At 71.4% G+C, this 25,118-nt stretch carries 26 protein-coding genes and 1 pseudogene; 8 read left to right on the top strand and 19 right to left on the bottom strand.

Going from position 1 to position 25,118, the window contains the following annotated elements:
- Positions 1 to 421 precede the first annotated feature (421 nt).
- Positions 422 to 1,006 carry a hypothetical protein gene (locus R9X44_RS04155; RefSeq protein WP_319812590.1) on the top strand — a complete coding sequence of 195 codons (585 nt, stop codon included), beginning with the start codon at positions 422 to 424 and terminating at the stop codon, positions 1,004 to 1,006.
- Here the strand turns inward: R9X44_RS04155 and R9X44_RS04150 are convergent.
- From R9X44_RS04150 to R9X44_RS04135, 4 genes are read right to left on the bottom strand one after another with little or no spacing between them, the layout of a single operon-like run.
- Complete coding sequence (locus R9X44_RS04150) at positions 963 to 1,325, bottom strand: hypothetical protein (RefSeq protein ID WP_319812589.1); 363 nt, start codon at positions 1,323 to 1,325, stop codon at positions 963 to 965. The genes R9X44_RS04155 and R9X44_RS04150 overlap by 44 nt on opposite strands.
- Positions 1,326 to 1,367: 42 nt before the next feature.
- A complete protein-coding gene (locus R9X44_RS04145; protein ID WP_319812588.1) occupies positions 1,368 to 2,222 on the bottom strand; it encodes a helix-turn-helix transcriptional regulator in 855 nt (284 codons plus the stop codon).
- Positions 2,223 to 2,225: 3 nt separating this feature from the next.
- Entirely contained in the window at positions 2,226 to 2,741 is a 516-nt protein-coding gene (locus tag R9X44_RS04140) for a DUF6879 family protein (protein WP_319812587.1), read from the bottom strand.
- A complete protein-coding gene (locus R9X44_RS04135) occupies positions 2,686 to 2,871 on the bottom strand; it encodes a hypothetical protein (RefSeq protein ID WP_319812586.1) in 186 nt (61 codons plus the stop codon). Before R9X44_RS04135 ends, R9X44_RS04140 begins: the two co-directional genes overlap by 56 nt.
- Before the next feature lie 166 nt (positions 2,872 to 3,037).
- Between R9X44_RS04135 and R9X44_RS04130 the strand changes: the two genes are divergently transcribed.
- Both R9X44_RS04130 and R9X44_RS04125 read left to right on the top strand, forming a co-directional pair.
- Positions 3,038 to 3,934 carry an ABC transporter ATP-binding protein gene (locus R9X44_RS04130; RefSeq protein WP_319812585.1) on the top strand — a complete coding sequence of 299 codons (897 nt, stop codon included), beginning with the start codon at positions 3,038 to 3,040 and terminating at the stop codon, positions 3,932 to 3,934.
- A complete protein-coding gene (locus R9X44_RS04125) occupies positions 3,931 to 4,680 on the top strand; it encodes a hypothetical protein (RefSeq protein ID WP_319812584.1) in 750 nt (249 codons plus the stop codon). The genes R9X44_RS04130 and R9X44_RS04125 overlap by 4 nt, the downstream gene beginning before the upstream one ends.
- Here the strand turns inward: R9X44_RS04125 and R9X44_RS04120 are convergent.
- The 10 genes and pseudogenes from R9X44_RS04120 to R9X44_RS04075 form a co-directional block, all read right to left on the bottom strand.
- Complete coding sequence (locus R9X44_RS04120; protein ID WP_319812583.1) at positions 4,677 to 5,354, bottom strand: response regulator transcription factor; 678 nt, start codon at positions 5,352 to 5,354, stop codon at positions 4,677 to 4,679. The genes R9X44_RS04125 and R9X44_RS04120 overlap by 4 nt on opposite strands.
- Positions 5,348 to 6,814: a sensor histidine kinase gene (locus R9X44_RS04115; protein ID WP_319812582.1), complete on the bottom strand. Its 1,467-nt coding sequence runs from the start codon at positions 6,812 to 6,814 to the stop codon at positions 5,348 to 5,350. Before R9X44_RS04115 ends, R9X44_RS04120 begins: the two co-directional genes overlap by 7 nt.
- A 130-nt stretch (positions 6,815 to 6,944) precedes the next feature.
- Positions 6,945 to 7,931: an HAAS signaling domain-containing protein gene (locus tag R9X44_RS04110; protein ID WP_319812581.1), complete on the bottom strand. Its 987-nt coding sequence runs from the start codon at positions 7,929 to 7,931 to the stop codon at positions 6,945 to 6,947.
- Positions 7,928 to 8,248: a PadR family transcriptional regulator gene (locus tag R9X44_RS04105; RefSeq protein ID WP_319812580.1), complete on the bottom strand. Its 321-nt coding sequence runs from the start codon at positions 8,246 to 8,248 to the stop codon at positions 7,928 to 7,930. The genes R9X44_RS04110 and R9X44_RS04105 overlap by 4 nt, the downstream gene beginning before the upstream one ends.
- A gap of 83 nt (positions 8,249 to 8,331) precedes the next feature.
- Positions 8,332 to 8,649, bottom strand: a complete 318-nt coding sequence (locus R9X44_RS04100) for a Dyp-type peroxidase domain-containing protein (protein WP_319812793.1) — start codon at positions 8,647 to 8,649, stop codon at positions 8,332 to 8,334.
- An 86-nt stretch (positions 8,650 to 8,735) separates the two neighbouring features.
- Entirely contained in the window at positions 8,736 to 9,911 is a 1,176-nt protein-coding gene (locus R9X44_RS04095; RefSeq protein WP_319812579.1) for a lipid-transfer protein, read from the bottom strand.
- The gene (locus tag R9X44_RS04090; RefSeq protein ID WP_319812578.1) at positions 9,908 to 11,161 is read right to left on the bottom strand and encodes an OB-fold domain-containing protein; all 1,254 of its coding nucleotides are present in this window, start codon (positions 11,159 to 11,161) and stop codon (positions 9,908 to 9,910) included. Before R9X44_RS04090 ends, R9X44_RS04095 begins: the two co-directional genes overlap by 4 nt.
- 10 nt (positions 11,162 to 11,171) lie before the next feature.
- A complete protein-coding gene (locus R9X44_RS04085) occupies positions 11,172 to 12,326 on the bottom strand; it encodes an acyl-CoA dehydrogenase family protein (protein ID WP_319812792.1) in 1,155 nt (384 codons plus the stop codon).
- A 60-nt stretch (positions 12,327 to 12,386) separates the two neighbouring features.
- A pseudogene (locus tag R9X44_RS04080) lies at positions 12,387 to 13,397 on the bottom strand (acyl-CoA dehydrogenase family protein); the annotation flags it as partial.
- A complete protein-coding gene (locus R9X44_RS04075; protein ID WP_319812577.1) occupies positions 13,397 to 14,974 on the bottom strand; it encodes an AMP-binding protein in 1,578 nt (525 codons plus the stop codon). The gene R9X44_RS04075 and the pseudogene R9X44_RS04080, both read right to left, overlap by 1 nt.
- A gap of 158 nt (positions 14,975 to 15,132) precedes the next feature.
- Between R9X44_RS04075 and R9X44_RS04070 the strand changes: the two genes are divergently transcribed.
- Both R9X44_RS04070 and R9X44_RS04065 read left to right on the top strand, forming a co-directional pair.
- Positions 15,133 to 15,711, top strand: a complete 579-nt coding sequence (locus tag R9X44_RS04070) for a TetR family transcriptional regulator (RefSeq protein WP_319812576.1) — start codon at positions 15,133 to 15,135, stop codon at positions 15,709 to 15,711.
- Positions 15,712 to 15,782: 71 nt separating this feature from the next.
- Positions 15,783 to 16,073: a DUF397 domain-containing protein gene (locus tag R9X44_RS04065; protein WP_319812575.1), complete on the top strand. Its 291-nt coding sequence runs from the start codon at positions 15,783 to 15,785 to the stop codon at positions 16,071 to 16,073.
- Between the two features lie 21 nt (positions 16,074 to 16,094).
- On the opposite strand, the gene R9X44_RS04060 is transcribed toward R9X44_RS04065, so the two are convergent.
- Genes R9X44_RS04060 through R9X44_RS04040 form a run of 5 tightly spaced genes read right to left on the bottom strand, consistent with a single transcriptional unit; the run spans position 16,095 to position 21,449 of the window.
- Positions 16,095 to 17,012 (bottom strand): NAD(P)-dependent oxidoreductase, encoded by a 918-nt coding sequence (locus tag R9X44_RS04060; protein ID WP_319812574.1) that lies wholly within the window; start codon positions 17,010 to 17,012, stop codon positions 16,095 to 16,097.
- A gap of 11 nt (positions 17,013 to 17,023) precedes the next feature.
- Positions 17,024 to 18,532, bottom strand: a complete 1,509-nt coding sequence (locus R9X44_RS04055) for a class I adenylate-forming enzyme family protein (RefSeq protein WP_319812573.1) — start codon at positions 18,530 to 18,532, stop codon at positions 17,024 to 17,026.
- Entirely contained in the window at positions 18,529 to 19,671 is a 1,143-nt protein-coding gene (locus tag R9X44_RS04050; protein WP_319812572.1) for a cytochrome P450, read from the bottom strand. The genes R9X44_RS04055 and R9X44_RS04050 overlap by 4 nt, the downstream gene beginning before the upstream one ends.
- A 53-nt stretch (positions 19,672 to 19,724) precedes the next feature.
- Positions 19,725 to 20,459, bottom strand: a complete 735-nt coding sequence (locus tag R9X44_RS04045) for a glycosyltransferase family 2 protein (RefSeq protein ID WP_319812571.1) — start codon at positions 20,457 to 20,459, stop codon at positions 19,725 to 19,727.
- Positions 20,460 to 20,468: 9 nt separating this feature from the next.
- On the bottom strand, positions 20,469 to 21,449 hold the full coding sequence (locus R9X44_RS04040) for a ketoacyl-ACP synthase III (protein WP_319812570.1): 981 nt from the start codon (positions 21,447 to 21,449) through the stop codon (positions 20,469 to 20,471).
- 130 nt (positions 21,450 to 21,579) lie between these two features.
- Between R9X44_RS04040 and R9X44_RS04035 the strand changes: the two genes are divergently transcribed.
- The 3 genes from R9X44_RS04035 (at position 21,580) to R9X44_RS04025 (ending at position 25,039) form a co-directional block, all read left to right on the top strand.
- A complete protein-coding gene (locus R9X44_RS04035; protein WP_319812569.1) occupies positions 21,580 to 22,749 on the top strand; it encodes a cytochrome P450 in 1,170 nt (389 codons plus the stop codon).
- 45 nt (positions 22,750 to 22,794) lie between these two features.
- Complete coding sequence (locus R9X44_RS04030; RefSeq protein WP_319812568.1) at positions 22,795 to 23,949, top strand: steroid 3-ketoacyl-CoA thiolase; 1,155 nt, start codon at positions 22,795 to 22,797, stop codon at positions 23,947 to 23,949.
- Between the two features lie 118 nt (positions 23,950 to 24,067).
- Positions 24,068 to 25,039, top strand: a complete 972-nt coding sequence (locus R9X44_RS04025; protein ID WP_319812567.1) for an MBL fold metallo-hydrolase — start codon at positions 24,068 to 24,070, stop codon at positions 25,037 to 25,039.
- Positions 25,040 to 25,118 lie beyond the last annotated feature (79 nt).

The raw sequence follows: 25,118 nt of genomic DNA, 5'->3' as shown, positions 1-25,118 counted from the left end.
CAGTTTGCACGCGGCGTCGAACACCGCACAGCCATTTCGCCATATCAGTCGCAACAACCTGACCATTTTCCGGAGAGGACCGCGCCGTTCAACCGGACCCCGTTTGGCCCCTAATCCTGGCCCTGTTCCGGCCACCCCGGGATCGGTGAGTCTGGCCGGGGGAACCAAGGCTTCCCCTCTCAACGGAACAGCCCCAGGCGGTGGTGGATCACCGGCTCCGGGGCCTTGATCGGAGGTGAGTCCGGCCATGGGTGGTCGTAGGGCGTCGGGGGGAGGTGTGCGGCCTCCGGGGGTCGTCAGTGTGTGGGAGGCGGTTCGGGGGGTTTTGGGGGCGGGGCGGCAGGTGCGGGGTGGGACCGGGAGTCATGGGGAGGTTCGGGAGTTGCGGGGGTGGGTGCGGCGGGTGGTGGAGGGGCCGAGCGTGGGGGACGACTGCGTGACCGTCGTGTCCGAGCTGATCGCGAACGTGGTGGAGCACGGCGGGGGCGGAGAGGTCGGGCTGTGGCTGCTGCCCGCGCGCGGCGCGCTGCTCGGCCTGCTCGTGCACGACGCCGACCCGGTGATCAACGACGCGGTCGTGGCCCGACTGGGGGCACGCGCGAGGGACCTTCCGGTGCGGATGCCGAACGGCACCGCCGCCCGAGGCCGCGGCCTGGCCATCGTCGACGAACTGTGCGTCCGGTGGCAGAGCGTCCCGACCGGCCCGGGAACCTCCGCCTGGTGCTGGGAGCTCCGCGAAGACGCCGACGAGTGGCGCGACCGCCAACTCTCCCACCTACGCGAGATGAACCCGAACCTCATCTGGTACGGCGAGACCACCCGCCGATGGTGGGCGATGACAGCCGACGGCCTCCTCGAGACCACAACCCCGGAAGCCCTGAGCCAGAAGCTCAACCCCCACCCCAACAGCCCCGTGCAGCGCCCCCCTGCCCCGCCGCTGAGCGCGCCCGGCGGCGACCCGCTCAGCGGGCTCGGTCGGGACGGGTGGCCTCGGACAGTGCCTTGACGATGGTCGCGGCGACGTCGGCGGAACGCGCCGGAGTCCCGATCGGGCGGCCGGGGCCGTGGTCCAGCGCCCACGTGTACCAGTGGGCGTCGCCCTCCACGGTGAGGTCGATGTCGGCGAGCCGCCCGGTCTCCCCGTGCACCACGAAGAGGACCCGTCGCCCCTCCCGCAAAACGACGCCGGCCCCCATATGAGGATGCCTGACGACCTCAATGCGCAGCAGTTCCAGATAGGTCTCCCGCAAACCGGGCAGCGGCGAAAGCCGAGGCGACACCCCCTCCCCGCTCCACCCACCCTCCCCAAACCCCTCAACGCTCATACCTCGAAGGTAGGAGGGCACATCTGGCTGGGGCGAGAGATTTTAAAGAGTTTGAGTGCTCACTCTTTGCCGGGCGATCTCTACCTGCGCTCGTGCGGCGTCTCCGTAGACGGCGGAGCGGCGCAGGCTGTCGAAGATGCGCGCGTAGTCGGCGATCTCCTCCGGGCGGTTCGTCCGGTACTCACCGGTCCACATCTCGGTGCGGACCAACGTGTCGTCGAAGAGGTAGAAGCCCTCGCCCGCCCAGATCTCGCGGGAGCGGCCGGGAGGGATGACGCCGAAAGCCACGTGGGGAAGGCCGATGACCGACAGGAGGAAGTCGAACTGCTCGTCCATGGCGACGCCCATGGTGAGGTCGAGCGCACCGGCCTCGATGACGAAGGAGTAGCGGTTCAAGCCCGTCCCCTCGGTGAGCAGCCGCTGCCTCGCCAGACGCGCGGACGTCGCCTGGGCGACGTCGTCGTCATCTCCCGGACTGCCGTGAAAAGCCGAAACCGCCCGCATCGCCGCGGCGACGTAACCGGGGGCCTGGAGAATGCCGGGCACCCGGTTCGACTCGTACACGCGCAGCAGCGCGGTTCGCTCGTAAAGGTCGCCTTCTGCCTGAACACGCTTCAGGCCCGCCTTCAACTCGCGACGGTGCTCCACCCACATCTGCTCGACCTCGCGACGCACCGCGACGAGTTCCGGAATCAGACGGGCCGAGCCGCACGCGATCGCCCACGCCCGGATGTTGTCCTCGGACGGGCTGAGCCGACCCTGCTCGATCCGCGAGATCGTGGTGTTGTGGATGCCGGACGCCTGCGCGAGCGCGCGGCCGGTCAGCCCCGCGTCGAGTCTCAGCTCCTTGAGCCTCGCCCCGAACGCTTTGCGGGCCTCGACGGCACGACCGGACACCGGCTAGATCAGTTCGTACTCGGGCTGCGGAATGCCCAGCGCCCAGATGGACTCGAACGCCCGCAAGCAGAAGCCCACCACCGCGTGCTCCTCCGTCCACTGAATATCGACCCGCTCATCATCACCCGAGAAGATTCCGAAGACGACGACCCGCCTGTCGAGCAGCCAGAAATCATTGCCCGGCACGCCGATCGCGGACAGCAGCCGACGCGGCACGACACGGATGTCCTCCCCCGCTTCCACCTTGACCGCGTTCGCCGCAACACAGAACCGCTGGTACACCGACAGCGGCTCGGAGACCACACTCGCTCGGCGATAGGTCTTACCTGCGGCGACCCCCGCACGCACCTCGTCGCACCAGGGCTTGACCGACGCGAACACCTCGTCTCGCTCCCCGGCCTGCCAACGGGCGATCACCTCGGCGTCCATCGCATAGCGATCCCTGAGCTCCAGGTGGAGGGCCTCATGGGTGATCCGGCTGATCATCTCCTGCCGCTCCGACGCCGAGATCGATTCCATAGTTCTCCTTCACGTACATCCGGGCGAGCAGGTCGACAAGGGCTTCGGGGAGCTCGACAAGCCCTTCCTCGGACTTGAACCCTACGACCTGCGCGACGACCTCAGGCTCCTCCCGCCGGTCTCCCTGCACGATCCAGCTCCGGCGGTTCGACGGTCGACGCGCGTGTTCTGGGTGGGGGGAGTAGTGCTTGGGGGGGTGGGGGGCCTGACGAAAGTGGGGGGGTGGTGGGGGCGTTGGTGTCGGGTTGGGGGGTGGGGTGGGTTTGTAGGTTTGGGGGGAGACGAAGGGGTTCGGAGTGATTGTTCTGCGGGAATTGACGAAGCGGTATGGGGATGTGGTGGCTGTTGATGGGCTTAGTGCTCGGATTGAGCCGGGGAGGGTCACCGGGTTTCTTGGGCCTAATGGGGCCGGGAAGAGCACGACGATGCGGATGGTGCTCGGGCTTGATGCGCCTACGCGTGGGAGTGCGCTCGTCGGGGGGCGCTTGTACCGGGAACTCAAGTGGCCGTTGCGGGAGGTGGGGGCCTTGCTTGACGCGCGGGCCGTGCACCCGGGGCGGACCGGGCGGAACCATTTGAAGGCGCTTGCGCGGGCCGGTGGGGTGCCGGCGGGGCGGGTCGGGGAAGTGCTGGAAATCGTCGGGCTCAGCAAGGCGGCGGATCGGCGGGCGGGGACTTATTCGCTCGGGATGAGCCAGCGGCTGGGAATAGCCGCGGCATTGCTCGGGGATCCGGGGGTGCTTTTGTTCGACGAGCCCGTGAATGGGCTCGACCCGGACGGGGTGCGGTGGGTGCGCACGTTTCTGCGGTCGCTCGCGGCCGAAGGGCGGACAGTTCTGCTGTCCAGCCATTTGATGAGCGAGATGCAGATGACGGCGGATCACCTTGTCGTCATCGGGCGGGGGCGGCTGCTCGCGGACACGACCGTCGCGGAGTTCGTCTCCGAGGGGCGGGGGGTGAGGGTGACGTCGCCGGACGCGGCGGGGCTCGCCGCGTTGGGTGAGCGGCTGCCCGGGGCCCGGTCGAGCGCGCCGGGGACGCTTTATGTGGCCGGGGAGTCCGTCGAGCGGGTGGGCGACCTCGCTTACCAGCTCGGCGTGCGGCTGCACGGACTTACGGTCGAGGAGGCATCGTTGGAACAGAAGTACATGGAGCTCACCGGCGAGTCCGTGGAATACGGGGTGGGCGCGTGAACGCGGAACTGCGCGCGGCGGCGGCCGGCGAGTGGACCCGGCTGACGACGATCCGCTCGACCTGGTGGACGCTCGCCGGGGCTTTTGTCGTGATGTGCCTGACCTGTGCCCAGCTCGGGCTCATCCACGCCAACGACAACACCGACGACCGGCTCGACAACGACTCGGGCGTGACGACCGCGGGCGCGATCGCCGCCGACGCGTTCAGCATGGGGCAGTTTGTCCTGCTCGCCCTCGTTGTCCTGTGGGTGAGCGCCGAATACGCCAACGGGAACGTCAGGTGGATCTTCCAGGCGGTGCCGGTGCGCGGCAGGGTCTACCTGGCCAAGGCGCTGGTGCTCGGCCCCGTCATGTTCGTCGCGGGGGCGCTGCTGTGCGTGCTCGGCGCGCTCGCGACCTACCCACTGCTCGGCGAGTGGGGCACCCTTGACGGGCTCGTAGGCGACAGCCTTGCGATGGGGGCGTACTCGGCGGTCATGGGCGTGGTCACCCTTGCCCTCGTGTACCTGCTGCGTAGCGCGGCCGGAGCCTTGTCCGCGCTGTTCGTGCTGCTGGTAGTGGTGCCCGTTATCGCGATGGAAGCCGAGACCTCCCTGGCGAACGGCCTTCCGAGCGTCGCGGGGACGGTGTTCATGACCGGCGTCTCCGACCCCTACCCTCCGGCAGTCGGCTTGGCCGTCGTGGTCGGGTGGGCGTGCGCCTGCTCACTCGGCGCGCTGTACGTGCTGCGCAAGCGGGACGTCTAGGGGACGCCCAAGCCCGCCTCGTGCGCCACGATCGCCGCCTGCACCCGGTTGGCGGCGTCGAGGCGCACGAGGATCGAACTGACGTGCGCCTTCACCGTGCCCTCGACGAGGTGGAGGCGGCGTCCTATCTCCGCGTTCGACATGCCCTCGGCGACGAGGGCGAGCACGTCTCGCTCCCTTGGGGTGAGGCGTGCGACGGCGTCACGGGCCCGGGCGGCGCGAGCGAGGCGTTCGCCGCCCAGGCCGTCGAGGAGGCGGCGGGCGACGGACGGGGCGAGGCACACCCCGCCCGACGCGGCGGCGCGGACCCCGGCGAGGAGGTCGCGCGGGTCGCCGGTCTTCAGCAGGAAGCCGTCGGCGCCCTCGGCCAGCGCGCGGGTGATGTAGGCGTCCTCGGAGAAGGTCGTGAGGATGACGACCGCGGTCTGCGGGGACGTCCTGCGCAGTTCGGCGGCGGCCTCGAGGCCGTCCATGCGGGGCATGCGGATGTCGAGCAGGACGACGTCGGGGCGGTGCGCGAGCGCGGCGGCGACCGCCTCGTGCCCGTCGCCGGCCTCGCCCACCACCTCAAGCCCGGGATCTGCCGCGAGGACCGCTTTGACCCCGGCCCGGAGCAGCGGCTCGTCATCGGCGAGCAGCACCCGGATCGGCCCGCCCGACATATCCGTCACCATGTGAAACCTCCGGTGTAGGTGTAATACGCGGCCATCGCGAGCCCGAGCGCGCCGACCAGCGCCACCGGCACCGCGACGGCGGCGGCAAGCCCCCGCCGCGCCGCCCGCCGCCCTGACCTCCGCGCCGCGACCGCCGAGTCCACTTCATCCCACCCCGCCCCACTCGCCCCACCCCGCACGACGCCCGCATTCACGGGGCCGCCGTCGGCGTCGCGATACCCGGCGAGATCGGGGTCGACGGGGTCGAACCGGCCGAAGCCCGCCCGGTCAAGGTCGATCCGCCCGGGGTCAACCCGCGCGGGGTCGAACTGGGCGAGGGCGGACCGAGTGGGGTCGGGGTGGGCGGGGGTGGGGTGGTCGGGGTGGGTGGGGGGTGGGGTGTGGGGGAGGTGGGCGCGGAGGGCGAAGCCGTGGGCTTCGGGGGTGGCGGTGAGGGTGCCGCCGGTCAGGCGTACGCGTTCGCGGAGGCCGGTGAGGCCGAGGCGGTTGCCAGGGGCGGACGGGAGGGGGCCCGCGGGTGGGGGGTTGTTGATGATTTCGACCGATGTGTCGTGGTCGGTGCGGGTCACGTTGACGCAGACGGCCGCGCCGGGGGCGTGTTTGGCGGCGTTGGTGAGGGCCTCTTGGACGATGCGGTGGGCGGCGCGGTCGGCGAGGGCGGGGGCGGGCGGGCCCGACTCGTCAAGAGTGACGGCCATGCCGGAGGCGGCGGCGCGCTCCACCAGGTCGGCGACGGTCTCGCCGGACGGGCGGGTCGCGGCGTCGCCGGGGCGCAGGATGCCGAGGATCTCCTGGAGGCGTTCGGTGGCGGCGGCCGCGCCCTCGCGGACATCGGCGGCCGCCGTCCTGTGCCGCTCGGGCAGGTCGGCGGCGAGTTCCAGGGCTGCGGCGCGCAGCGCGAGGAGGCTGAGTTCGTGGCCGAGCCTGTCGTGCAGGTCGGCGGCGATCCTCGCGCGCTCGCGCAGCCGTTCGCGCTCGCCCACGATGCGCTGCTCGCGCTCGAGCCTGCGCGCCCGCTCCCACCCGGACTCCTCGAGGTCGGCGCGCAGCCGCCAGTACCGTCCGAGCAGCCAGGGCAGCACCCCCGCGACGACGAACCACCAGGTGAGCTGGAACCACGTCTCGGCGGGCTCCCCGCGCACGAGGTGCAGGACGGTCCCCAAAGCGAAAACCCCGCACAGCGCCCAGACGACGGGCCTGACCCGCGCCATCCTGCGCCCCGCGAGCAGGCTCATCACCGGGATCGCGAACGCGAAGTTGCCGTGCAGCGCGGTGAGCGCGATCGCCCCGGCCAGCGCGACGGCCGGGAACCGCCGCGCGACGGCGACGGCCCCCGCCAGCCCGACGAGCCCCACCGCCTGCGGCGCTTCGCTGAGCCCCTCAGGAATCCCCAACGCGAACGCGGCGGGCGCGCCGAGCACAAGGAACAGCCCGACGTCGGCCACCCGCTCTCTCCGCATGGCCAGAACTTACCTTTTCGCCGGAGCCGCCCGATCCCGAGTTCTCCGGCACTTCCGCGTCGGCCGGTCCCCCGGCGATACGGCGCGCCGGACTCCCGCCCGGGCTCGGGGCGGGCGGGAGGCGGGGGCGTCAGTCCGAGGGGGTGGGTGAGGGGCTGTCGGTGGGGTCGGCGGAAGGGTTGTCCGACGGGGGCGGGGTGGCGGCCGGGGAGGCCGTCGGGGCCACCGCCGGGAAGGTCGGGCCTGCCTCGTCGGGGAAGGGGCCTACCTGGGCGTTGTCCGGGCAGAGCGGGACGAGGGTGCTTTCCATGCCTGATTCGGCGCAGATCTGCTTGGGGTAGACGTTCGGGGTGAGGGGGTCGCCGCCGCGTTCGATGTAGCCCCAGGCGTCGGGGGTCGTCACTATCGGCTGGCCCCACTCGTCGTACAGGAGCACGTCCTTGACGGGCTTGCCGTCGCGGGTGAAGACGTAGATGTTGGCGACCGCACCGAGCTGGGAGCCGGGCTCGGACGCCGATGGCACCGCCTCGGCGTAGCCGTCGCGCACGCTCACGCTGAAGGCCAGCGCGCCGAGCACGGCGAGGCCCGTCAGGCCCGCGACGGCGAGCAGGATCACCGATCCGCGCCGGGGACGGCGGCGGCCCCTGCCGCCGAGCAGCACCGACCCGGCGATGGCCATGACGAGCACGAGCAGCGCGAGCCTGCCGTTGGGCCACAGGTCCGTGCCGTCGTTCAGCAGCAGCGCGTTGACGAGGTAGCCCGCGAGGTAGCCGCGCGCGACCCACCACAGGGGCCGCAGGTCGCGGGCGAGGTCGCGGCCCGCCGACCCCTCGGGCAGGACGCCGTCGAAGAGCCGCTGGGTGCCGCGCTCAAGCCCGGAGACGAGTTCGCGGGGCCCGCGCCGCGTCTTGGTCGAGACGGGCTCGGTGTAGGCGGCGCGCAGTTCGGCCGCGTACGCCTCGGGCGTGCCGAGGCGGTCCTCGAGGGGGCCGTCGTGTTCGGCGGCGACCTCGGCGAGGTGTTCTTCGAGGTCCTCCAGGAGTTCGTCCCGGTCGGCCTGGGGGATGTCGGCGAGCGCCGCGCGGACCGCTGCCGCGTAGTCGGTGACGATGCTCATCTGTGCTCCAGGAGGGTGTCCATGGTCCGGGCGAAACTGCTCCATGTCGCCCGGGAGTCCTTCAGGGTGACGCGCCCGGCGTCGTTGAGGCCGTAGTACTTGCGGTGCGGCCCCTCCTCGGAGGGCACCACATAGGAGGTCAGGGCTCCCGCCTTGAAAAGGCGCCGGAGCGTCCCGTACACCGAGGCGTCCCCGACGTCGTCGAGCCCGGCCTCCCTCAGCCGCCGGACGACCTCGTACCCATAGCTGTCCCGCTCGTCCAACACCGCGAGCACCGCCACGTCCAGCACCCCCTTGAGCAACTGCGTCGTGTCCACTCTTCCTCCTTCGCACCGCACACTATTCCGCATTCCGAAGTACCGCACAAGAGAGAAGAAGCATCACAAAAGGGTCTCCCCGGTCAGCCGAGCAGTCCTTCGCCCCAGAAACCGCCCTCGACGACCCCGGGCGGCACCGCGTACACCCCCGACGACGTGTGCGTCACGTACGGCCCGAGCAGGTCGTCGGCGTAGGAGTAGCCGCGCCGCAGAAGACGCGCGCCGCCGTTCGCCTCGGGATGGACGAGCCGGACATGCGCCCGTTCGTCCATCCGGCGCAGATCAGGTCTGTCGTGCTCACCGCTCCCCCCGACGGGCGCGCCCGACGCCTTGACCCGCCCGATGACCGTCTCCTGGTGCCCGAGCGTCTGCCGGTCCCACACTTCAAGATCCACCCGGATGCGCCGCGCGACGAGACCGGGAAGCCGGGTTTATGTGATCGCTTGGGGCCACCCCCGGGCCGTTAGCGGGCCGGGGGTGGTGGGGGTCAGGTTGTGGTGAGGATCAGGCCGCTGGTGGGGACGCCGGTGCCGGCGGTGACCAGGGTGTTGGTGATTGAGGGGAGTTGGTTGGCGGCGGTGCCGCGCAGTTGTCTGACGGCTTCGGCGATGCCGTTCATGCCGTGGATGTACGCCTCGCCGAGCTGGCCGCCGTGCGGGTTGACCGGCAGCTTGCCGTCGAGCTCGATGGTGCCGTCGGCGATGAAGTGGCGTGCCTCGCCGCGCGGGCAGAAGCCCAGTTCCTCCAACTGGTACAGGACGAAGGGCGTGAAGTGGTCGTAGAGGATCGCGGTCTGGATATCGGCCGGGGTGAGGCCGGAATCCCGCCAGAGCCGCTCGCCCACGACGCCCATCGCGCGCAGTTCCGTCAGATCGGTCTGGCCGTAGTAGCTGAACATCATGTACTGGTCGGCCGCCGCGCCCTGCGCCGCCGCCGCGATCACCGCGGGGGTGTTCGGGAGGTCGCGCGCGCGCTCGGCCGACGTCACGAGGATGGCGACGCCGCCGTCGGACTCCTGGCAGCAGTCAAGCAGGTGCAGCGGATCGACGATCCAGCGCGAGTCCTGGTGCTCCTCAAGGGTGATAGGACGCCCGTGGAACCAGGCGGCAGGGTTGGTCGCCGCGTGCCTGCGCATCGCGACGGCGACCCGTCCGAAGTCCTCGCTCGTCGCCCCGTACTCGTGCATGTAACGCCGCGCGAACATGGCGACCCAGGCGGCTGGCGTGGCGAAGCCGTAAGGCAGGTGCCAGGAGAACTCCAGGCCCTGCGAGGTCGCGCCGCGCGTGGAGGCGGTGGCCTGTCCGAACCTGTGTCCCGAGCGCTCGTTGAACGCCCGGTAGCAGACGACAGCCTCCGCCTGGCCGGTGGCGACGGCCATGGCGGCGTGCGCAACAGTCCCGCAGGCCGCCCCGCCGCCGTACTCGACCCGGGAGAAGAAGCTCAGCTCCCCGATCCCGGTCTCACGCGCGACGGCGATCTCGGTGTTGACGTCTGACGAGAACGTGACGAGCCCGTCCACATCGGACGGTTTGAGTCCCGCGTCGGCGATCGCCGCGAGCACCGCCTCGGACGCCAGCTGCAGCTCGGAGCGGCCCGACTGCTTGGAGAACTCGGTGGCCCCGATCCCCGCGATCGCCGCCTTGCCGGAAAGCGTGTGGCTCATCGCAGCGTCACCGTCGCGTTCACGTGGTCGCCGAGCGAGACGGTTCCCCTGACGGTCACGGTGTCTCCTTCCCGGGTGCCGGTGAGCACCAGGTCGTCTCCGGCGTAGGCGGGCGCGCCGAGGCGCACCTTCATGCCGGACAGCACGGCGTCGGGGTCGTTCTCCAGGACGTACCGCTGGACGAGCCCCATGGTGGTGAGGATGTTGAGGAAGATGTCCTTGGAGCCCTGGGCGCGGGCGAGCGCGACGTCGTGGTGGACGGGTGTGAAGTCCCGGGTGCCGAGCGCCGTGGAGATGATGAAGGTCGGCGTCAGCGGGATCTCCAGGGCGGGCCAGTCCGAGACGCGCTCGGGCACCGGCCGCGGCGCGGGCGCGGGACGTCCGGCCGGACGCCACTGCGGGAGCGTCACCTCGTCGTCGATCCGCTCGAAGTCGAGCTCGACGGCCATCCCGACGGACACCTCCGACGGCTCGGCCCCCAGGATGTTCCCGACGATCCTCGGCCCCTCCTCCAGCTCCACAAGGGCGACCACGTAAGGCGGGGTGCGTCCGGGAACCGGAGGGTGATGGTGCACGACATAGCTGTAGACGGTGCCGCGTCCGCTCGCCACCACGTGGTCGCGCTTGGCCGAGTGACAGCTCGCGCACATCGGCCCCGGAGGGTGCCGCAGTTCCCCGCACTCGCCGCACTTCTGTATGCGCAGCTCGCCTTCGCGCGCGCCCTCCCAGAAGTACTCGGAGTCCAGCCCTATCGCGGGCAGCGGGGGCTTGCCCTTGGGCCTGCGCTTGACGGGCTGGAACTTGAGCACCCTGAACAGCATCTCCGCGACGCGTTCGTCGCCCGCGTACCACGACTGGTACCAGGTGACGAAGTAGCCGAGCCCCATCGCGGTCTGCTTCGGCCCGACGAGCGTGCCGAACCGCGCGGTGGACGTCAGCCGCTCCCCCACCCGGACGGGCCTGTCGTAGACGTGTTCGCAGTTGGTCGCCACGACGCCGGTGAAGCCGTTGGCGTTGAGGGTCTGCAGGATGTCGTCGGCGGCCGACGGCTCCTTGCGGGTGACAAGGCCGGGCATCGACCACACCTGCGCCATCGCGGGCGGGGCCTCCTCCCCCCAGTCGTGGCCGTCGCCGAGCGCCTGCCGCCAGTTGCGGATCATCGCCTCGTTGACGGCGTCGAGCGGCGGCGGCGCGGGCTGCTCGCCCAGCGCCGCAAGCCGTTCGGCGAGCGCGGTCAGTTCCTCGTGCACGTCGGTCCTCCTACCGGGGCGCGCGGGGCAGGCCGAGGCCGAGCATCGCGATCAGCTCGCGCTGGATCTCGTTGACGCCGCCGCCGAAGGTGAGCACGAGCGCGCCCTTGACTGAGTGGTCGACGAGGTCCATGAAGTGCGCGGTGCCCTCGTCGCCGGGGTCGCCGTAGCGGGCGAGGGTCTCGCCGATGATCCGGCCGGTGTCCTGCATCCGCTCCGAGCCGTAGATCTTGGTGGCCGAGGCGTCGGCCGCGCCGAGCCAGCCGAGCGCGGCGTTCGCGGCGACCTGCCAGTTCAGGAACTCGTTGACGCGCAGGAACCCGTACACCTGGGCGACCGCGCGCGCGACGCCGGGCTCCTCGATCTTGCCGGTGCGGCGCGCCCACTCCACGAACCTGTCGAAGTGGTGGCCGATGTTCCCGGCGGGGCCGAGGGTGACCCGCTCGTGGTTGAGCTGGTTGACGATGAGGTTCCAGCCCTTGTCCACCTCGCCGATGACGTCCTTCACCGGGACGTGGATGTCCTGGTAGTAGGAGGCGTTGGTGTGGTGGCGGCCGTCCATGGTGACGATGGGCGTCCAGGAGTAGCCGGGGTCCTTGCAGTCCACGATGAGCATGGTGATGCCCTTGTGCTTCTTGGCCTCGGTGGACGTGCGCGCGGCGAGCCAGATGTAGTCGGAGTAGTGGCCGCCCGAAGTGAAGATCTTCTGGCCGTTGACGACGAAGTGGTCGCCGTCCAGGACGGCGGTCGTGCGCAGCGAGGCGAGGTCGGTGCCCGCGCCGGGCTCGGAGTAGCCGATGGCGAAGTGGCACTCGCCCGCGAGGATTTTCGGCAGGAAGAACGCCTTCTGCTCGTCGGTGCCGTACTCGATGATCGTCGGCGCGACGGAGTTCAGCGTGATGATCGGGTAGGGCACCTCGGCGCGGGCGATCTCGTTGGCGAAGATCTGCTGCTCCATCGGCCCGTAGCCGCGGCCGCCGTACTCGACGGGGAACGCGACGCCGAGCATCCCGTCGCGGCCGAGCTTGCGGCAGTGCTCGATGTAGGCGTCGCCGAACGGGTCGCCGGCGATGCGGGCGCGGTCCTCGGCGGTGAGGCACGTGGTGAAGTAGGCGCGCAGTTCGTCGCGCAGGGCGCGCTGCTCGTCGGTCAGCTCGACCAGCAGGCCGTCGCCCTCGGGCGTCGGGCCCTGCTCGCCGCTCGGGGTCCGCAGATGCTCACCGAGCGTCTCCAGGGCCGCCTCCGCGCCGCCCAGGAGGTGCGCGCGGTGCTTGCCCTCGGCGAAGTAGCGGTGCAGCGGGTAGGTGACGTCGAGGCCGATGCCGCCGTGCAGGTGCTGGCAGGTGTACAGCGCGCGGGCGACGGGCTCGGCCGCGTTGTAGGCCGCGATCGCGAGGACCTCGTCGGTGTCCGGCCTGCCGTGCGCGAGCCGCCACGCCGCCGCCCACACCGTCACGTCGAGCGCGGTCCTGGCGATGTAGACGTCGCCGACCTGCATGGTGACGGCCTGGAACTCGGCGAGCTTGCGTTCGAACTGCTCACGCGTCTTGACGTACTCGGTAGTCAGCTTCAGTGCGCCGTCGACCACACCGGAGACAAGGGCGACCGCGCCGAGCGCGGCGTAACGCCGCAGCGTAAGGCCCGCGCCCGACCCGACCTTGACGGCCGGGGCCTGGTTCAGCTGGACCCGCGCGAGCGGCTCGGACGTCGCCGAGGGCTGCGCGGTGATGACGGCGTCGGAGGCTTTGACGAAGTACGCCTCATCCCCCACCGCGATCAGAATCCGGTCAGCCTGCGCGGCATAAGGCACATAAACCGCAATACCCGACAGCCGATCACCGTCGATCTGCGGGTCGCCGAGCGTCCGGGGCGCGAAGGTGATGAGCTCACTTCCCTCCCCGACGGGCGCGAGCGCCGCGATCTGGGCGGCGTCGCCGTGCGCGGCGACGACCGCGCCCGCGGTGAGCACCGCGTACGCGGGCACCGGCGCGACGGCCCGGCCGATCTCGCGCAGGATCACGGTGTACTCCACCGCGCCCAGGCCGGAGCCGCCCGCGGCCTCGGGCAGCACCGCGCCCACAAGGCCGGTCTGCGCCAGAGCCGACCACAGCGCGGCGTCATATGGCTCGCCGGTGCGCTCGAATGCCTCGAGCCGTTCCGGGGTCGCCTCCTTTGCCAGCAGGTCGGTCGCGAGTGACCGCAGTTCCTTCTGGTCGTCGTCGAGGTCGAAGTTCATCAGCGCCCTTCCAGGAGATGGGTGCGGCCGGTCCGCGCGAACTCCTCGCGCAGCGCCGTCACGTCGTCGGGGGTGAGCGGCCGGTAGGCGGGGCCGCGGCCGGGCCGGTACCAGACCGGGTCAGCGGTCAGCCACGCCTCGGCGGCGAGCGATCGCTTCAGGATCTTGTTGGACGCGGTGAGCGGCAGCGCACCGCAGACCCGGACGAACCGGGGCACCCACTTGGGGTTCAGCCGTCCGGCGAGCTCGGCGAACGCGTCGGGGTCGAAGCCGCCGGTGACGGCGAGCATCACCTGGTCGCCGGACGCGGTGTCGGGGACGCCGTAGACGGCGAACGGCGAGGGCAGGTCGCCGCCCAGGGCACGTTCCACCTCGGCCGCGCCGAAGTTCTCGCCGTCGACCCTGAGGCGGTCCAGGGACCTGCCGACGAAGAAGACGTAGCCGTTCTCGTCGGCGTAGGCGTGGTCGCCGCTCCAGAACATGCCCTGACGGGTCCGCTCGGGGGCGTCGTCGCGGTAGTAGCCGTCGAACAGGCCCGTGTCCGTCGTCGCGACGAGTTCGCCGGAGACGCCGGGCGGGCACGGCTCGCCCGTCTCGGGGTCCAGGATGGCCACCCCTTCGCCGAGCTTCCCGAGCGCGCCGGGCGGGCCGAAGGGGTCGGGGCTGAAGGTGATGGCGGTCTCGGTGGAGCCGTAGGCGTCGATGACGAAGCAGCCGTACCGTTCGGCGAAGGCGGCCTGTTCTGCGGGGGCCGCTTCGTTGCCGAAGGCGATGCGCAGAGGGTTGTCCACCTTCTCCGGCGTCGCCATGAGCGCGTAAGACAGGGCCTTGCCTACGTAGTGCATGTAGGTGACGCCGTGCTCGCGCAGGTCCGGCAGCAGTCCCGAGGCGGAGAACCGACGCCGTAGGACGATGTGCGCCCCTGCGGCGAGGGCGGGTGCGACGGCCGCCATGATCGCGCCGCTGTGGAACAGCGGCATCGGGCTGTAGACGACGTCGGCGGCGTTCACCAGGCGTCCGGCGAGGTTCTCCCCCGGCACGACGACCTTGCGGTGGGTGATCCGCACGGCCCTCGGATCGCCGGACGTGCCGGAGGTGAAGATCAGCATGAGGAGCGTGCCCGGGTCCACGGGGACGTCGGGCGCGGGCGCGTCCTTGTAGGGGGCGAGCGCGGCGGCGTAGGAGGCGTCCTCGTAGTCCACCGCCTCGATCCCCGCGTCCTTCGCGGCGGCGCGCGCGGCGTCAAGATGGCGCGGCTCGGTGAGAATCAGGTCACAGTCCGCGCGGCGCGCGTCGCCCCCGAGGAGGTCGGGAGTGCGCGTGGTGTTGAGCGCCACGAGCACGGTTCCCGACAGCGCCGCGCCGCCCAACAGGAACAGCATCTCGGGAACGTTGTCGAGCAGCGCGCCCACGTGCAGCCGCCGCGCCGGGTCGGCCGGGCGGAGGCCGCGCAGCCAGTGCGCGCGGGCCGCGCACTCCCCGGCCAGCTCACGCCAGGTCCAGGTGCGCCCCTCGAACGTGAGGCCGGGCGCGTCGTCGGCGCTCCGGGCGGCCAACAAGGCGGTGACTGTGCTCAAGGAACCCCCTTCGTCCACCGGATCACGACGAAACTAGAACAGATTCTAGTTTCTGTCCATAGCGCATGATTCACCGCAAGGAACGTAGGTAGAGAGGGCCACAGCCGGGCATGTGGGGAGATAACAGGTTCTCGCTGCTGGGCCTAGAATGAACGGCTGTGACTACCGATCCGGCCCAGACCCCCACAAGGGCGCGCAGCCAGCACCAGCGCCGCAGGCGCATCGTGCAGGCGGCCGCGGCGCTCGCCTCGCGCGGCGGGGTCGAGGCCATGCAGATGCGCACGGTCGCTGAGCGCGCGGGGGTCGCGCTCGGCACCCTGTACCGCTACTTCCCGTCCAAGATGGACCTCGTCGTGGCGGTCGTCAGCGAGGAGATGGACCTCCTCGAAGGCAGCATGGAACGCCGCCCGCCGGGGTCGTCGACGCCCGCGTCGCGCGCGGTGGAGCTGCTGATGCGCGCCACCCGCGGCCTCATGCGCGAACCCGAGCTCGCCGACGCCCTCATCCGCTCGCTGCTGCTGTCGGACGTCAAGACCAACTTCGGGTCGCGGATGACCTCGATGCTGCTGCGGGTCGCGTCCGACGGCGACGCCACCGACGAGCAGCGCACCCTGGTCGGCGCGCTGAACAGCGTCTGGGTGATGGAGATGATCGAGATCCTGCGCGGCCACTCGAGCGCCGAGGAGACCCACGGACGGCTCGAGGTCGCCGCCGAACGGCTCCTCGCGGACTTCTGAGGCGGCCCGGGCCCTCGCGTTTTGCGGCATTCGGCCGACCCGGCACCGCCCGACGCCACTACGCTGTGGGCATGACCGAGCACCGGACCGAGCTGTACGGCGACGAAGAAGACGGCGTCATCATCGAATTCATCCCGTCCGAGGAGGTTCCGGACGAGATCCGCAAGGACAACAAGGTGTTCCTGCCCGGCACGCAGGCCATCGTGATGAGCAACGCCGCCGAGCCCGAGGGCCCCCGCCTGTATTTCACCGAGAGCGAGTGGGAGGCGTTCGTCCTCGGCGTCAAGGACGGCGAGTTCGACGACCTCCTCGAGGACCCCGAGGACGAGGCGGCCGAGGGCCAGGGCGAGACCCCCGCTTGACCCCCTACCGCGCCTGACTCCTTACCAGGAGTAGGCCCCCGCGAACGACGTGGGCTCCGGCCGGTAGCCGAGCTTGGCGCGCGCGGCGGTGATGTCGAGGGTGCGCTCGACGGCGAGGTGCCCGACCGCGTACCTGGTGAGCCTTGGCGGCCGCCGCGCTCCGGCGAGCAGGGCGACGCCCTCGACCACCGTGGCGAGCGCGAGCGCGGGACCGGCCGGCAGGTAGATCCGTTCCGCCTCGACGCCGCGCTCGGCGAGGATCAGGGCGAGCGCGTCGTCGAGGACGACGGGTTCGGCGTCGGTCACGTTGAAGACGCCGGTCACCCCCGCCTCGCAGGCCAGCACACATGCCTGGACGAGGTTGCCGACGCCGGTCAGGCTGATCCGCTGCCGTCCGGTGCCGACCGCGAGCAGCCACGGGCCGCGCACCGAGCCCTCCACGCGCGGCAGCAGCGTGGTGTCCCCCGGCCCGTACACCGCGTGCGGGCGCAGGATGACGCTCTCCGCGCCGGACTTCAGCACCGCCCTTTCTGCGGCCGCCTTGGACGCACCGTAGGCGTTGGCGTAACGCGCGACGGGCGCGCGGTCCTCACGGGCCATGACGGTCGGCTCGTAGGGGTCGTAGACGCTCGCGGTGCTGACGTGCACGAACCGCGCGCCGGGGAAGCTGGCGAGCGCGTGCTTGGTCCCGTCGTAGTTGACCGAGAAGAACTCCTTGACCGGCCCCCAGTCGGTGACGCTGCCCGCGCAGTGCACGACGGCGTCGACGGCGGGGGCCGTCTGCAGCGGCCCCCTCGCGAGGTCCCAGGACCGGTAGCGCGCGCCGCCGATGTGCTCGGGGCGCACCGCCGCCCGGCGGCCGTAGGCGTTGACCCGTACCCCTCGGGCGACGAGCGCGCGGCACACCGCGCCGCCTACGAACCCGGATGCTCCGGTCACAGCTACCCTCATCAACTCTCCCCTGGCGAAACCATTCCTCTCAGAACATTCCGGTCGAGTTTGCGGCCACGGCCCCCGTAGGGCAACTCCTCAACCCTGACGATCCGGTCGGGCCACGCCCCCGCGTCCAGAACGCCCTTCAGACGCGCGGCGAGCTCGTCCGGCTCCACTTCCCCCGCGACGACCAGGACGACCTCCTCGTCACCGGTCTCGGCGTCGGCGACGCCCACGAAGGCCGCCTCTCGAACGCCGTCTATGGCCATCACCGCGGGCTCGTAAAGTCCCGGATAGATATTGAACTTTCCCCGAATCACCATGTCTTTCTTCCTTCCCAACAGAATTAGCCTTTCCCCCTCCAACCTGGCCATATCCCCCGTTCTGAGTTCGGTGTGGTCGTCCTGCCCGAGGTAGCCCTTGCACAGGTTCGGGCCGGAAAGCAGCAGTTCGCCGTCGGACGCGACCCGCGCCTTCACCCCCGGAAGCAGCTCCCCCAGAAGGTCTCCGCCCTCGGCGGACTCGGCGTGCGCGACCTTCTCGGCGGCCGACGCGATCGCCACCGGGACTATCTCCGTCATCGCGTAGACCGACAGGATTTCCGCGCTCGGGGCCGCGGCCGTCGCCCGGCGCAGGATGCCGGCGGGCGCGGGGGCCGCGCCGAGCAGCACGTGCCGCAGCGTGTCCGGGAGCGGGCCGGGGGCCGCGTCGAGGATCTCGGCGAGGTGGACCGGGACGCAGAAGGTGTGCGTGGCGCGGCGCTCGGCGAGCTGGTCGCGGAAGCGCGCGGGCGGGCAGCCGAGCGGCGGCATCGACCAGCACGCGCCCGCGACCAGCGTCGGCAGGCCGAGCATGAGCTGGTCGGTGTGCACGACGTCGCCGGGCGCGAGCGGCACCCGCGCGCGGAACAGGTCGAGCCCTGCGGCGAGGGATTCCTCGGTGTGGACGACCGCGCGCGGGGCCGAGGTCGTCCCCGAGGTGAAGATCACGACGGCCGGGTCGCCGGGGCGTGGCTCGCGGACCGGCGCGCCCGAGGGGGTCGCGGCGGCCCAGGCGTCGAGCGAGCGCGCGCCGCGCGGCACGCCAGGAAGCCGTCTGCCGCTGTAGACGTGCTTGAGCGGCAGCCCTGCCAGCCGGGGCAGCAGCAGGCCCCTGCGGCGCGCGTAGGCCCGTACGGGGGCTATCCGGCTCGCCGCGTACAGCAGCGACTCTGCCGCCGACCAGCGCGGCGCGGCGAGCCGCAGCCGCGCCTCGAACATCTCGGGGCCCGCGCCCGGGTCGGCGAAGACGACGACGCCGCCCGCCGCGACGACCCCGAGCGCGAGGACCAGCGCCTGCGGGGACGGCCGCACCGAGAACAGGACGCCGTCGCCCTCTTGCAGCCCTTCCCTGACGAACCCGTCGCGGACGGCAAGGACGCGGCTGCGCAGCTCCCCGTAGGTGAGCGCGGTCCCGTCACCGGCTATCAGGGCGGTTCGGGAGGGGTGCTCGTGCGCGCGCTCGAGCACCTGCCTGACGAGACTCACACTTGCCCCTCACTGGTGGCGCGGCGCACCTTCAGCGACGCGTAGGTCGGGATGAGCACGCCGCGCGCGGCACGCCGGGACACGATCTCCAGGGGCGCGTGGTCGAGCAGCGTCCACATGACCGCCCTGATCTCGGCGTGCGCGAGCGGATACCCGAGACAGAAGTGCGGCCCGGCCCCGAACCAGAGCCTGCGCAGCGCGGTCTTGGCCGGGTCGCTGTCGAGCGCGAACGGGCCGAGGGAGCGGCAGCAGGTGTGGGTGGCGATGAGGACGCGGTCGCCGGGACGCACGTGTACGCCGCGGATGTCGGCTTCGGCGTGGACGCTGCGCAGCATCACCGGGGTCGGCGTGGTGACCCGCATCGCCTCGTCTATCGCCGGGTCGAGCAGCGCCGGGTCGGCCGCGACGCGGGCCAGCTCGCCGTGGTCGTGCAGCAGCGCGACGAGGCGCGGCACGAGCGTCGCGACGGTCTCGGTGCCGGTCAGGAAGAACGCCCCGGCCGCGCCGCGCGCCTCGCCCTCCGACAGGCCCAGCGCGCGCATCCGGCCCATGACGGTCGTCTCGTCGCCCGCGTGGAAGGAGCGGGCGGCGACCTCGCCGATCGGGTCGAGCACCTCGCGGGCCACCGCGACCTGGGCGGGCGACAGCGTGCGGGTGCGCAGGCCGACCATGGAGACGATCCGCTCGCCCGCCTCGAACATCTCACGGCAGGCGTGCTCGTCGATGTCGGGAAGTCCGATCACCTCGCAGATGACGCCCCCGGCCATGACGCGCATGACGTCAACGAGGTCGATCTCTTCGCCCTTGTCCAACCGCGCTGACAGGTCGCGCAAGGGCTCGGCGAGCACGCGCGCGCAGATCTCGGCGGTGGACGACGGCGTGAACAGGTCGGCGAGCTTGCGGCGCAGCGCCCGGTGGGCGTCGCCCTCCATGTTGAGCAGCACCGACGGGCCCAGGATCGGCGTCCACAGGTCGCCGGGCGAGCCGGGCCCGTCCTTGCGGAACGTCTCACCGTCCAGCAGAACGTCGCGCGCGGCGGACGCGTCATTGACGACGACGCCGAGGCCCGGCACGCGTACGACATCGCCGAAGCGGGCCAAGGCGCGCAGCAGTGGGTAGGCGAAGGGATGCGCGCTCATGTAGAGCCGTCTCTCCCAGTCCCCTCCCTTCCGTGTTCCGCCCATCTCCGACCTCACCTGATGTCCACGACAGTGGGCGTGTAGCGATGGTCGGCGTACCAGGCGAGCGTCCCTGTAAGGCCGTAGGCGCGCAGCCGTCTCACCGAGCCGTAGACGGTCATGTCCTTGCGCAGCCCGTACGCGCGGGTGATCTTCCTGACCCGGTTGACCAGGGCGCGGTCCTCGTGGACGTCCTCGATCCTGGTGCGCGGGAAGCCCCCGGCCTTCTCGTACAGCTCGGCGGTGATGGCGAGGTTGCAGCCCGGCATCATCACGTACGGGCCGAGGTATTCGGGGTCACGGTTGCCGGGCCTGAACCGCCCGAACGTGGCGGCCACGGACACCACGGCGGGCAGCAGGCGGCGTTCCCAGAACCTGAGCCTGAACTCGTCGGTGCGCGGCCGCAGCGGGCCGCTGACCATCTCCAGGCCAGCGCCGAACGCCGCCCGCACCGCCGCGATCCAGGCGTCGTCGGGCAGGCAGTCGGCGTCAGTGCGGGCGATGTGCGTCGCGCCGCCGAAGATGGCGTGCCGGAATCCGGTGTCGGCGGCCGAGCCCGTGCCCTTGTCCGGTTCGGCCAGCAGCCGCACGCCGGGGAAGCCCCGGACGACCTCCGCGGTTCCGTCAGTGCTGCCGTTGTCCACCACGAGCGTGGTGAAGTCGAGGTCGGTCTGCTGCGCGAGCCTGGTGAGCGTCGCGCCGATCGACTTCTCCTCGTTGTAGGCCGGGATGACCACCCAGAGGTTCACGGGGCCTCCTCACGACCACTCGGCGAAGGCGACCCCGAGGCTGACGCCCCCGGCGAGGCCCACGAACGCGATCTTGTCGCCGGGCGACAGCCGCCCCTCGGCGACGGCCCCGGCCAGCTGCAGCGGCATGGTCGCGGACGCGACGTTGCCGTGGTCGGCGAGGGTGACGACGAGCCTGTCGGCGGGGATGCCGAGGATCGTCCGCAGGGTCTCCAGGTAGGGAAGGGTGACCTGGTGGACGAGGACGACCTTGAAGTCGTCCCAGGTCAGGTCGTTCTTGGCGAGCGCGTCGAGCCAGAGCCCCGGGCCCTGGCCGAGGAACGCGTCCTTGAGCCTGCGTCCGTCGCCGGAGAAGTAGGTGTAGTCGGGGTCGCGCGGATGCATCGACCCTCCGGCCGGGAGTGTGCCGACCTTCCACTTGGCCGAAACCGCCGCGAACTCGAAGCCGAACAGGCCGGTCGGCGCGGCCTCCAGCAGCATCGCCGCGCCGCCGTCGGACAGCGTGTAGCCCGCGAAGGAGTCGACGAACTGGGCGCGGTCGCGCACGTCCCAGCGGACCGCGCGCGAGGGGGCCTCGCCGCTGCACACGAGCACCTTGCGGTGCTGTCCCGTGCGGATGAGCGCGTCGGCGACCTGCATGGCGTTGAGGAAGCTGTTGCAGGCGTTCTTGACGTCGAACACCGGGCAGGTGAGGCCGAGCTTGGCGGCGACGATGTGCGCGGTCGCGGGCTCGACGAGGTCCTGCGACGCCGAGCCGAACAGCAGCAGGTCGGGGGCCTCGCCGGTGTCGGCGAGCAGCTTGGCGGCGGCCTCCACGGCCAGGTCCGACGCCTGCTGGTCAGGGCGCATGACGTGCCTGGCACGGATGCCGGTCATCCGCTCCACGATGGTCGGGTGCGGCCGGTAGGGGCCGATCCGCGCCTCGACCTCCGCGCTGGTCACCGTGTGCTCGGGCAGATACGCCGAGACGCCCGCGATCCGTGCTCTCATGCCGACCAGCCTGTCCCCTCGCGCCGTGGTCGCCCAGGCGTCGTCGTACTCAATGCATTTGGGGGTTAGTACCTACTTTGCCCTGCTTTGTTCGCGGCATCATCGCACGGGAACAAGGACGGAGAACCAAATGGACCGGTATGAGGCTCGCCTCCTCCGCCAGGGGAATCCCTGGCTGTACGCCCTGCTGAGGGGCTCAAGGCTGGCCGGGCGGCTCACCCGGGTGCCGAGGCTCGGCTGGCTGGTGACCGACCCGGTCGTCGCCCGCAGGGTGCTCAACGACCACGGCGGCTTCACGATGGCGGGCGAGGGCGGCGTCGGGCACATGTGGAGCCAGCTGTTCGGCGCGGAGATGGCCGGGCTCTTCGACGGCGTCGAGCACACCCGCGTAAGGACCGCCGCAAGGGATCTGTTCACCGAACAGGCGGCGGCCGAACTCGTGGAGCGCGCGCAAGGCGAGCACTACAGACGGCTTGCCGAACGGCTGCGCGAGGGCGAGACGGTTGACGTCGCCGTGGCGACCCGCGTGCTGGCCGGACGGCTCGTCGCCGACCTGCTCGGCCTGCGGCTCGGCAAGGAGGACGCACCCTACGAGAACCTGTTCTCACTCGGCGAGCAGCTGGCGGCGCTCGCGCTCGGCACCACGTCATCGACGGAACTGCCGGAAGACAAGGTGCGCAAGGCCGCCGAGATAGCGGCGGAGCTGACGCGTGCCGTCCCCGAGGCGTACGCGTCGGCGGGACAGGACACCATCCTCGGGCGCTGCCGTGAGCTGGGGTTCAGCCTTGAGCTGACGCGCGGCCTGGCGACGCTGCTCGCCGTCGCGGGGACCGAGACCGGCGCGTCGGGCACGTCGCGGACCGTGGCGCTGCTGCACGACACCGGACAGCTCGGCACGCTGCTCGCCAGGCCCGACCTCATGCCCAACGCGGTGCGCGAGGGCCTGCGGGTGGCCACGCCCGCGCCGGTGATCGGCAGGCACGTGGCCAAGGACGTGACGGTCGAGGGCAGGCTGATCAGGGCCGGTGAGCGCGTCATCGTGCTCACCCACCGGGCCAACAACGGGGCGGGGGCCTTCGACGTCACGCGCGAGTACGTCGCCGAGACGCGGCAGCTGTGGTTCGGGGCCGGGCGGCACCTGTGCCTCGGTGCGGCGGTCGCGCGGACCCAGGTGACGCGGATGCTCCAGGCGCTCACCGAGACCGGCCGCCCCTACCGCGTCGTGTCGCGGCGCGCCGCGCGCGGTGTGCTCGTGCCGACCTACCACTCGCTGAAGGTGAGTCTCGACGCACCAAACTAGAACACGTTACAGTTAGCCCCGAACCTTATTCGGGAGGAGCCTGGCATGGGACGAGCTGTCATCGTCGAGGCGGTCCGCACCGCGCAGGGCAAGCGGGGCGGCTGGCTCGCTGGCGTCAAGGCGCAGGAGGTGCTGGGCCGCACCCTCAAGGCCCTGGTCGAGCGGGCCGGGATCGACCCCGCCGAGGTCGGCCAGGTGTTCGCGGGCTGCGTCACCCAGGCGGGCGAGCAGGGCGGACACGTCGGCCGCCAGGCGTGGCTGTACGCGGGACTGCCCTGGCAGACCGGCGTCACCACGGTCGACGCCCAGTGCGGCAGCGCCCAGCAGGGCGTCCACCTCGCCGCCGCGCTGGTCGAGGCGGGCATAGTCGACGTCGCGATCGGCTGCGGCGTCGAGGTGATGAGCCGCGCCCCGCTGGGCTCCAACGTGCTGCCCGCCAACCCGCGCCCGCCGGACTGGGACGTCGACCTGCCGAACCAGTTCGAGGCGGCCGAGCGGATCGCCGACCGGCGCGGCCTCACCCGCGAGGACCTCGACGCGTTCGGCCTGCGCTCACAGCAGCTGGCCGCCAAGGCGTGGGCCGACGGCAGGTTCGAGCGCGAGATCGCGCCGCTGCACGACATCCCGCAGGTGGACAAAGAGGGCAACGAGACCGGCGAGCGCATCACCGTCAGCCGCGACCAGGGCCTGCGTGAGACGACCCTCGAGGGCCTGGCGAAGCTGCGGCCCGTCCTCAACCGGCACACCGCGGGCAGCAGCTCGCAGATCTCCGACGGGGCCGCGGCCGTGCTCGTCATGTCCGAGGAGAAGGCACGGGCGCTCGGCCTCACCCCCCGCGCGGTGATCCGCGCGCAGGCGCTCGTCGGCGCCGAGCCGTACTACCACCTCGACGGGCCGGTCCAGTCGACCGCGAAGGTGCTGGAGACCGCCGGCATGTCCCTCGACGACATCGACATCGTCGAGATCAATGAGGCGTTCGCCGCCGTCGTGCTGTCGTGGGCCTCGGTGCACAAGCCCGACATGGACAAGGTCAACGTCAACGGCGGCGCGATCGCCCTCGGCCACCCGGTCGGCGCGACTGGCGCGCGGCTCATCACCACCGCGCTGCACGAGCTGGAACGCCGCGACGGCGCCACCGCGCTCGTCACGATGTGCTGCGGCGGAGCCCTCTCGACGGCCACCATCATCGAGCGGGTCTGAGCGACCCCGTGACGCGTCGGCGGCCGCACCGCCGCCGACGCGCCGCGCGTGCGCGTCGACAGTGTTTTCCTCAACGGCGTTACCCCTCAACGGCGTTACCCCCAACAGAAGGAGTGCCATGCCGGATCACGGGCCGGGCGTGTGGAGCGTGCCAGTGCCGATTCCCGGCAATCCGCTGGGGCGGACGCTGGTGTACGTGCTGGAGAGTCCCAGGGGGCCTGTGCTGATCGACGCGGGGTGGGAGCATCCGGCGTCGTGGAAGGCGCTCAAGGAGGGGCTCGTGGAGCTCGGCACGTCAGTCGCGGACGTGTACGGGGTCGTCGTCACGCACATGCATCCTGACCACGCAGGGCTCGCGGGCAGGGTGCGTGAGGCGTCCGGGGCGTGGGTCGCGATGCACCGCGCGGACGCCGAGCTGATCCGGATCATGCGCGAGCGCGCCGACGAGCGGCTCGGCGACTGGCTGGTGCGCGCGGGCGCGTCCGAGGCCGACGGGTCGGACTTCACCGACAACGACTACCGCCCCGACCCGCCTGCGGTGCCGGACCGTGAGCTGGAGGACGGCGACCTGATCGACCTGCCGGGCCGCGCGCTGCGCACGGTGTGGACGCCCGGCCACTCGCCAGGCCACATCTGCCTGCACCTGGAAGACCGAGACGTGCTGTTCACCGGCGACCACGTGCTGCCGGAGATCACCCCGCACGTCGGCCTGTACCCCTACGACCTGCCCGACGTCGACCCCCTCGGCGACTACCTGCGCTCCCTGGAGATGACCGCGGGGCTCGGCATCGAGGACGCGCTTCCGGCGCACCAGTACTCCTTCAGCGGCATCCCGCGCCGCGCGAAGGAGATCATCGAGCACCACGAGGAACGGCTCAACGAGGTGCTCGGCCTGCTGACGGCCGAGCCGCAGACGCTGTGGGCCCTCACCTCGCGGTGCCATTGGAGTTACCCGTGGGAGACGATGCCGCCGGTCAGCCGTCATCTGGCCACGGGTGAGACCGCCGCACACCTGCGCGTGCTGGAAGGACGGGGCATGGTCCGGCGCGTCGACGGGCAGGTTCCGATGCGGTACGCGCTCAGCCCCTGACCATCCGCGACGGGCGCTCCGGGGAAGTGGCGTGTGACACACCGCACACCGGAGTGAGACCCTTGACGAGACTCGCGTC

The organism is Actinocorallia sp. A-T 12471, from assembly GCF_033875155.1.
In the GTDB taxonomy this organism is placed as follows: domain Bacteria; phylum Actinomycetota; class Actinomycetes; order Streptosporangiales; family Streptosporangiaceae; genus Actinocorallia.
Note: the sequence above shows the minus strand (reverse complement) of the source record. Positions and strands in the feature narration are given on the sequence as shown.

Coding starts and splice junctions, on each gene's coding strand:
- R9X44_RS04115 (WP_319812582.1), bottom strand. CDS start 6,814: ATGCGGAGAGAGCGGGTGGCCGACGTCGGGCTGTTCCTTGTGCTCGGC.
- R9X44_RS04150 (WP_319812589.1), bottom strand. CDS start 1,325: ATGAGCGTTGAGGGGTTTGGGGAGGGTGGGTGGAGCGGGGAGGGGGTG.
- R9X44_RS04120 (WP_319812583.1), bottom strand. CDS start 5,354: ATGGTGACGGATATGTCGGGCGGGCCGATCCGGGTGCTGCTCGCCGAT.
- R9X44_RS04025 (WP_319812567.1), top strand. CDS start 24,068: ATGCCGGATCACGGGCCGGGCGTGTGGAGCGTGCCAGTGCCGATTCCC.
- R9X44_RS04095 (WP_319812579.1), bottom strand. CDS start 9,911: ATGAGCCACACGCTTTCCGGCAAGGCGGCGATCGCGGGGATCGGGGCC.
- R9X44_RS04050 (WP_319812572.1), bottom strand. CDS start 19,671: ATGAGCGCGCATCCCTTCGCCTACCCACTGCTGCGCGCCTTGGCCCGC.
- R9X44_RS04035 (WP_319812569.1), top strand. CDS start 21,580: ATGGACCGGTATGAGGCTCGCCTCCTCCGCCAGGGGAATCCCTGGCTG.
- R9X44_RS04065 (WP_319812575.1), top strand. CDS start 15,783: ATGACCGAGCACCGGACCGAGCTGTACGGCGACGAAGAAGACGGCGTC.
- R9X44_RS04030 (WP_319812568.1), top strand. CDS start 22,795: ATGGGACGAGCTGTCATCGTCGAGGCGGTCCGCACCGCGCAGGGCAAG.
- R9X44_RS04140 (WP_319812587.1), bottom strand. CDS start 2,741: ATGGAATCGATCTCGGCGTCGGAGCGGCAGGAGATGATCAGCCGGATC.
- R9X44_RS04040 (WP_319812570.1), bottom strand. CDS start 21,449: ATGAGAGCACGGATCGCGGGCGTCTCGGCGTATCTGCCCGAGCACACG.
- R9X44_RS04110 (WP_319812581.1), bottom strand. CDS start 7,931: ATGAGCATCGTCACCGACTACGCGGCAGCGGTCCGCGCGGCGCTCGCC.